Annotated in this window: 9 protein-coding genes; 7 read left to right on the top strand and 2 right to left on the bottom strand. The window is 48.4% G+C overall.

All coding sequences use genetic code 11. From position 1 onward, the window contains the following. Positions 1-331: 331 nt before the first annotated feature. Positions 332-1,042, bottom strand: a complete 711-nt coding sequence (locus tag PGL02S_RS25485) for an SRPBCC family protein (RefSeq protein WP_006212971.1) — start codon at positions 1,040-1,042, stop codon at positions 332-334. Beyond that, positions 1,043-1,351, bottom strand: a complete 309-nt coding sequence (locus PGL02S_RS25480) for a metalloregulator ArsR/SmtB family transcription factor (protein WP_006212970.1) — start codon at positions 1,349-1,351, stop codon at positions 1,043-1,045. 344 nt (positions 1,352-1,695) lie between these two features. Between PGL02S_RS25480 and PGL02S_RS25475 the strand changes: the two genes are divergently transcribed. The 7 genes from PGL02S_RS25475 to PGL02S_RS25445 all read left to right on the top strand — a co-directional run bounded on the left by PGL02S_RS25475 (position 1,696) and on the right by PGL02S_RS25445 (position 7,823). Further along, on the top strand, positions 1,696-2,661 hold the full coding sequence (locus PGL02S_RS25475) for an ABC transporter ATP-binding protein (RefSeq protein ID WP_100086548.1): 966 nt from the start codon (positions 1,696-1,698) through the stop codon (positions 2,659-2,661). Further along, positions 2,654-3,412 carry an ABC transporter permease gene (locus tag PGL02S_RS25470; protein ID WP_036638393.1) on the top strand — a complete coding sequence of 253 codons (759 nt, stop codon included), beginning with the start codon at positions 2,654-2,656 and terminating at the stop codon, positions 3,410-3,412. The genes PGL02S_RS25475 and PGL02S_RS25470 overlap by 8 nt, the downstream gene beginning before the upstream one ends. 44 nt (positions 3,413-3,456) lie before the next feature. Further along, positions 3,457-3,822 carry a GntR family transcriptional regulator gene (locus tag PGL02S_RS25465; protein WP_006212967.1) on the top strand — a complete coding sequence of 122 codons (366 nt, stop codon included), beginning with the start codon at positions 3,457-3,459 and terminating at the stop codon, positions 3,820-3,822. 20 nt (positions 3,823-3,842) lie between these two features. Further along, positions 3,843-4,547 (top strand): ABC transporter ATP-binding protein, encoded by a 705-nt coding sequence (locus PGL02S_RS25460; protein ID WP_036638396.1) that lies wholly within the window; start codon positions 3,843-3,845, stop codon positions 4,545-4,547. After that, the gene (locus PGL02S_RS25455; RefSeq protein WP_255308669.1) at positions 4,547-5,290 is read left to right on the top strand and encodes a hypothetical protein; all 744 of its coding nucleotides are present in this window, start codon (positions 4,547-4,549) and stop codon (positions 5,288-5,290) included. The genes PGL02S_RS25460 and PGL02S_RS25455 overlap by 1 nt, the downstream gene beginning before the upstream one ends. A 348-nt stretch (positions 5,291-5,638) precedes the next feature. Then, positions 5,639-6,742 (top strand): amidohydrolase/deacetylase family metallohydrolase, encoded by a 1,104-nt coding sequence (locus PGL02S_RS25450; protein ID WP_172964026.1) that lies wholly within the window; start codon positions 5,639-5,641, stop codon positions 6,740-6,742. Continuing rightward, a complete protein-coding gene (locus PGL02S_RS25445) occupies positions 6,720-7,823 on the top strand; it encodes a DgaE family pyridoxal phosphate-dependent ammonia lyase (protein WP_036638399.1) in 1,104 nt (367 codons plus the stop codon). The genes PGL02S_RS25450 and PGL02S_RS25445 overlap by 23 nt, the downstream gene beginning before the upstream one ends.

Raw genomic sequence — 7,823 nt, 5'->3', positions numbered from 1 at the left:
TAGATATTCTTTAAAGCTAACCTGTATGCAGTCAAATTGGTAGACATCAGGATCCTTAACTACATGTAGAGTATCCTTAAGCTTCTTTACAAGTAGTCAGAATAATTTGCGTATGTCGTCATTAGGGTTCTATATGTCTAGTCATAAGGTAGGGTAGTCGGAAGCACTGAAACAGCACCAGAACAGGGAACTAATCCGCTCATCCACCAAAGACGCTCCTTCATAATTGAAGACGTCCTAGAAAAGACGCCTTCATTATCACCATTATATCTACGTAACGTCCCATCTCTGATCGTTCCCATCGGGGATCGTGTCTGAGGGATGACTACGTTTATGCTTGGGTAACATTCCTCTGCCCATATGGCAGAACCGTAAGAGTAACACTTAAGGGTTCACCACCTCTAACGAATCCGATCTCAACCTTCTCACCAGGCTCCATGGATGTGACTTTATCCTCCAGCTCATCATAGCTGCGGATGACCTGCCCGTCCGCGCCTGTGATGATATCGCCTGCCTCTAAGCTCCCGTCCGCAGACGTACCGGGTAACACCTCAACGACCTTGACGCCCTCTAAGCTGTCGCCGCGGTAAGTATAATGATTCATGCCTATCCAGCTTGACCAGAAGGTGGATCGCATGTCCGCCTCATCTTCCAGGACACTCTTCATATTACGCATAAAACGATATGTACCAAATGCCATGTTATCCATCATCATATACTCTTGCTCATTAGACCATAGCCCAGTGTACTCAATGCCAACCAGTGTCCCATCGAGATGAGGTTCCATTGTCCAAATGGTAAGCTCGTTGTCTTCACCTCTGAGCGTAAGTCTACGGTTAGGGATAAGCTCTTCAATCGTGCCGATATAGGATACGCCCCAGCCGTAATCAAGAGCGACTTGACCGCCGACCTTCAGGTCGATCTCACAATGACGGGTTTCCCAGCGGTTTCGTTCCTGCGGTTCGGTCAATGCCTTCCATGCCCGTTCCGGTGTTGTGCGGATTACAATTTCTCTCTTCACGTTCTTGAAAATAGCTGTCATTCATAAGTCCTCCTCTAGGTATTGTTTGAGCTTAGTCAGTTTGTTCTCCAGAATATGGCCAAGCTCATGCTGAAGCTGCTCATACCCGTTCTGAAAGATTGGGACGTTCAGTCGGTAGAAGCAGTACTTGCCTTCTCTGCGCTCAAGCAGCAGTTCTTCTTCGAGCAAAATCGCCAGATGTTTTTTAATGGCCGGCTGCGAAATATGAAATGCTCTCACGATCTCTAGCTGAGGGAGCTCTTGATGTGCTACCATGTTTAATATTTTCCTTCGGATGGGATCTGAAATCGCACGGTACATATCGCTCATGATTGAAATCCCTCCACATCTCATTCAGATAACCTTTTGGTTATATGTATGCATTCAGTATAGGTTCCCATCAATTGGATGTCAATATAAATGGTTAAATTGAAAATTAGGCTTTACATAACCAAAACACTAGTGTACTATTTAACTATAACACCAATACAAAAAAGGAGTGGAACACATACATGAACGGAAACGGTTCAAAAGAACTCACAGCAGACAACACAGCCATGGGGAGCAGTGCTTCCCAAGCTGTTAACGCTATAAGCAAATCCGGCACAACGAATGCACATCCCCATCTCCATTCATCCAATAAATCGAACGCATCAGATGATCTAGGGGATGGAATGCATTCATCAGTGATACCCTCGACAAATGCTCAGAATAGTCCAGTCGTTCTTACAGTCCAGCAGGTTACCAAAACCATTGGAAAGAAGAACATCGTGGACGGACTTTCTTTTGACATTTATCGTGGTGAAATTGTGGGATTGCTTGGACCGAACGGTGCAGGCAAAACGACAACCATCCGCATGATAGTCGGACTGATCGAGATGACTCAAGGGGATGTGCATGTTAAGGGGCACAGCATCAAGAGAGATTTCGTTCAAGCCATCCGCCATATCGGGGGCATTATTGAAAATCCTGAGTTCTACCCTTACATGAGCGGCTATGACAACTTGAGACAATACCAGCGGATGTCCGAGGGCGTGACCATCACCAGAATTATGGAGGTTGTGAAGCTTGTCGGGCTGCAGGATGCCATACACAAGAAGGTTCGTGCTTATTCACTGGGTATGCGCCAACGGTTAGGGATTGCCCAGGCTTTGCTGCATAATCCATCCATCCTCATCCTTGATGAGCCGACGAATGGACTCGATCCAGCAGGTATCCGAGAGATGCGGGATTACTTGAAACAAATCGCCAAGGATGAGGGGATTGCCATACTCGTGTCCAGCCACCTGCTGTCGGAAATGGAATTGATGTGCAGCCGTGTGGTTGTTATCCAGGAAGGTAAACTCGTAACCGAGCGTTCTATCGGAGGCCCAGTCGTTGATGAAGAGTTGACCACGGTAACCTTCCGCGTAAACGATGCGGCCATGGCGGAACAGACCATTAGGCATATGAAAGACATCACGCTTCTTGCCACCCAGATCGAGGAGGGCATCGTTACGGTTCAACTGACGGAAGAAGACATACCTGCATTGATCCAGTCGCTGTGCGATGCGCGGGTACGAATCTATCGGGTGGAAGAGATTAAATCTTCACTGGAAGAAGAATTTTTGAAATGGACAGGAGGCAATCGCATTGCATAGCTTTGGAAATCTCGTCTGGAACGAGTGGCTCAAAATGTTTAAAAAACGGAGTTTTTTCCTGCCGTACGTGCTGTTGGCTGGAATGGTGCTATTCATGGCGTTTATGCTCTATAAATTCAGCGGTGGCAGCAGCACTGGTTATGAGTTCGCTCAATTGGCTGTAACCACCAAGGGGATGGGACAAATGCTGACCCTGCTTGCGATCGTAGTTACGGCGGGAGCGGTAGCAAAGGAGCACAGTATGGGCACCGTCAAACTGCTGCTTATACGCGCGCAGAGCCGTACCAAGATTTTGGCTTCGAAATATGTTGCCATTCTGATTTACATCCTGACCCTGGCAGCTTTCATGTTTGTTGTCTCCGTGCTGACGGGTCAGATCACGTTCGGCATGGAATCCGGCACGGTTGCAATCGGTGATGTGCTGAGGGAAGCAATCAATAATCTGGTGTATACAATCGTCTATGTAACGTTAACCTTTATGGTAGGCATATTGACGAAATCCACCGGTCCTGCCATCGGCATCGGGATGTTCATGGTTATTATGGAAAGCATGGCTGTACAGCTGCTTGCACGTTATTCCTGGTCCAAATACCTGCTGTTCACGAACGTGGATCTTTCCATGTACAGCGGGGGAGGCAGTTCCCCGATACCGGGAATGAGCCTGACATTTTCAATTATTGTGCTCGCTGTATATCTTCTCTTGTTTCTTACGGCAGGCTTTGTTACGTTTAAAAAACGGGATGTCGCATAAGGAACCTCGAGAGAGGTAGAGCGGCGGAAAGGAGCAACCCGACAGTGAGTATAGAATTCGACAATAATCTGCCGATCTATTTACAGATCATGACGTATTTAAAGAAAGAAATTATAATCGGTAAACTTCAGCCCGGTGATAAAATCCCATCGGTCCGAGAATTAGCAAGTGAGCTTCAAATAAATCCAAACACGGTGCAGCGAACATTTCAAGAATTGGAGCGTGAGGGTATTGTGGAGACACGGCGGGGATTGGGCCGATATGTGACAAGCGAGGAATCGAAGATTATGGCGATAAAAAAAGAAATGGCAGGCGATCTGCTGGAGCGGTTTATTCGCGGAATGCAGGAGCTGGGCTTTAAAGATCAGGATATCATATCGATCGTGGAAGATGCAGTGAAGCAGTCATGATCAATAGCGGAGGTGAAACCATGGTGGAGAACTTGTTGCAGGTCCGCAGCGTAAACAAGACCTACGCCGGCGGCCGGAGAGCATTACATGACATAAACCTGAATATTCATGGTGGAAAAATCATTGGTTTGCTGGGTACCAACGGAAGCGGAAAGAGTACGCTTATGAAGATTGCGGCAGGCTTGATCCAGCCTTCGACCGGCGGTGTGGAAGTGAACGGCAAGCCGGTCGGACTGGAGACCAAAGCTATCGTATCCTTCATGCCCGACCGTCCTGTGACGGAGCCCTGGATGAAGGTATCGGATGCGGTGGCATACTTCAAGGATTTTTATGAGGACTTTAATGTTGAGAAAGCCCGCAATATGCTGGAATTTATGAATTTGAAGGCGAATGATCGCATCAGTTCCTTGTCCAAAGGAATGAACGAGCGCCTGCAGTTAACACTGGCTTTGTCCCGTGAAGCCCAGCTGTATATGCTGGATGAACCCATTGGTGGAGTGGATCCGGTAGCAAGGGGCAAGATTTTGGATGCGATTGTTGAATTCTACAACGAGGACAGCAGCATTATCATTTCGACCCATCTGGTCCGGGATATTGAGCGGATATTTGATGAAGTGATTTTTATTCGCAACGGCGAAGTTGTCATGCATGACGAAGTAGAGAACATCCGCCTGAAGCACGGAAAAAGCGTGGATGAGATGTTTAAAGAGGTGTATGCGGAATGATGAAACTGTTGAAATACGACTGGAAGAGAAACTCGACAACGCTGCTTGGCGCATTCGCGATACTTCTGATCGTACAGATTGCGATCACGGTGGCGGGCTCCATCAGAGACTGGGAGCTTGGAATCATGCTTGGGTTAAGCATGCTGGCCTACGGCTCTGTAAGTGTCCTACTGGTGGTTGTCGCTAGCAAGACATTCGACTTTAATATCAAGGCGTACCACCGTCGCCTGCTTCCTGTTCGTTCGGTTTGGAGCGTAGCTTCCTCGCTTATAATGGCATGTGTGAGTCTGCTTGTGCTTGGCATACTGGCGGCTTTGCATATGTGGTATTATTGGAACTCGGCCGGCATACCGCTGCAAGACATCCATTTATCTGAATTTCCCATTACGTATGCAATTGGGCTGGCGCTGATGATGGCTTGGAAGTTGATCTACTTGATGATCACAATATTTTTCTCCATTACGGTTGCCAGAAGCATTACGAAAAAGGGGAGCGTTTGGATCGGCATTCTGGTATTCTTCGCACTGCAAAATATTCTTGGCTGGCTCAGCCATGTAATCTTTGGTGAAAAGGTGGCGTGGGTCGGGCCGATGGCTACCATCTCTTTTGGGAATGAGACAGACTTTGCCGTATCTGCCGGAGAGTATACGCTGGCATGGGGAGCCCTTGCGTTTGAAGTCGTGCTTGCAGCCTTGATCCTATACGCAACGGTCTATCTGATTGATCGGAAAGTGGAAGTTTAGTTTAACCATAGAGATAACACTGTCATGGAGATGAAGAAGGCAAGTATATATAGTAAGAGACGAAGAAGCTGCCCGGAACAGGGCAGTTTCTTTTTGGTATGGAAGGAGATTACCCTTGCCAAGCCGAACATATCAGTATACTTCATGATCGAAATAACTCATCATATGAAGTTATAGCAAGGAGATAATATGTAGGAATATGCTAAACATTATAACGTTATATTCACGTATCGATTGTTCTATGCTATGCTATAAGCACGATACACAGATTACACACCATATAAATCGGCGAAATAACGAGGATAACAGCTGGATCGGCAAGGCTAAAGGGGTGGGATTATGAAGATTTTGGAACAGCGCTTTGTGTTGCGCAATGTACAGACGGTGTTTGATGATCAACCTTTTGACATGGTTATGGAGAACGGATTTATTACCGAAATAACGGCTGCGAATACGGCCACCGGTGCTGATCAGTTTGATTGCACGGGCCTCTATGTCTCCAGCGGCTGGATTGATATGCATGTCCATGCGGTTGCCAAGCTTGAGCCCTACGGGGATGTCATTGATGAGATTGGCGTTAAGCAAGGGGTTGCCACTATTATCGACGCAGGCAGCTGCGGTGCGGACGGGATTGGGGAGCTGGCAGACGAGGTAGCCCGGTCCAAGACCAATGTGTTTGCTTTTTTGAATATATCCCATATTGGTCTGCAACGAATCGATGAGCTTTCCAGTCTGGATTGGGTTGACGCCGACAAGGCAATAAAAGCGATACGCACCTATCCGGATCTGATCATTGGACTTAAGGCAAGAATCAGCAAAAGCGTCGTGAAGGATAATGGGGTAGAGCCGCTTCGTCTCGCAAGGAAACTGTCCGAGAAAACATCGCTTCCGCTGATGGTACATATCGGATCGGGACCCCCGCCTATTGAAGAGGTATTGGAGCTGCTTTCGAAGGACGACATTATTACCCATTATTTAAACGGAAAAGCCAACAATTTATTTGATTCGGACGGTAAGCCGATCCCGGCACTGGTAGAGGCGATAGCCCGCGGCGTCCATCTGGATGTGGGTCATGGAACAGCAAGCTTTTCGTTCCTGGTAGCGGAATATGCAAAGAACCAGGGGATTAAGCCCAATACAATCAGCACGGATATTTATCGCGGTAATCGTATGAACGGTCCGGTGTACAGTCTGGCCAGCGTGATGACCAAGTTCCTTTATTTGGGCTACAGCTTGCAGGAGGTGGTCTCAGCCGTAACGGACCATGCCGCTGCTTGGCTTCGACGGCCGGAGCTGGGGAGAATCCAAGTGGGTGATGCAGCACACCTGACGCTGTTTACGGTGCAGCAGGGGCCGCTGAGTTTAACGGATTCCGAAGGGGAGACAAGAATCGCCGACCGATATATCGAAGCCAAGGGAGTGGTAGTCAATGGATCATTCATTACATGCTAAGTATGGATTGAAACGAGTGGTTAATGCCAGTGGCCGCATGAGCATTCTCGGAGTATCTGCACCAACGGATACCGTGATGGAAGCGATGCGGATCGGTGGTCAGAGTTACGTGGAGATCGCAGATCTGGTAGACAAAGCCGGCGATTACATGGCGCGCATACTCGGTTCGGAGGCAGCGGTTGTTGTCAATTCCGCTTCCAGCGGTATCGCATTATCCGTAGCAGCCATTGTAACCGAGGGCAATCGCAGACGCAGTGATCGGCTGCATCAGGAGCCGATTGCCAAGAACGAAATCATCATGTTCAAGGGACACAATGTGCAGTATGGAGCTCCCGTTGAAACGATGGTTTACCTCGGAGGAGGTAAGGTTGTTGAGGTGGGTTATGCCAACGAAGGGCGCAAGGAACATATCGCCGAAGCGATTCATGAGCGCACCGCTGCTATCTTGTATGTGAAATCACATCACTGCGTGCAGAAAAATATGATTTCGGTGGAAGAGGCAGCTGAAGTCGCCAAGGCTCACGGGCTTCCGCTGATCGTGGATGCGGCGGCTGAAGAGGATATCCAGAAGTATGTGAAATACGGTGATCTGGCTATATACAGCGGCTCCAAAGCCATTGAGGGTCCAACCTCCGGCATCGTAGGCGGCAAGCGGCAATACGTGGAGTGGGTGAAGGCGCAGCTGCAAGGCATTGGGCGAAGCATGAAGGTAGGCAAGGAAACCACATTTGGATTGCTCCAGGCGCTGGATGAGTACATGGTGAAGGAAGACAAGAGTGAACAGGAGAAGGCTGCACTCGAGGAAATGAAGTCCTTATCGGATTTGCCGGGCATTGAGGTTACCATCGTGCAGGATGAGGCAGGCCGCTCCATCTTCCGGGGACGTGTGAAAGTAGGCGAAGAAGCTGCGGGAGTCAGCGCCAAATCGATGAACGATCAGCTTCGCGAGGGCGATATCGCCATATACACAAGGGATTACGGTGTGCGGCAGGGGTATTTTGACATCGATCCACGCTCGCTTTCCGGCGATGATTTGCAAGTCATTATAACAAGAATACAGCAGATTGCAGGGGGAAACTAA

Origin of the sequence: Paenibacillus glucanolyticus NBRC 15330 (assembly GCF_004000885.1) — a bacterium.
Taxonomy (GTDB): Bacteria; Bacillota; Bacilli; order Paenibacillales; family Paenibacillaceae; genus Paenibacillus_AQ; species Paenibacillus_AQ glucanolyticus.
Note: the sequence above shows the minus strand (reverse complement) of the source record. Positions and strands in the feature narration are given on the sequence as shown.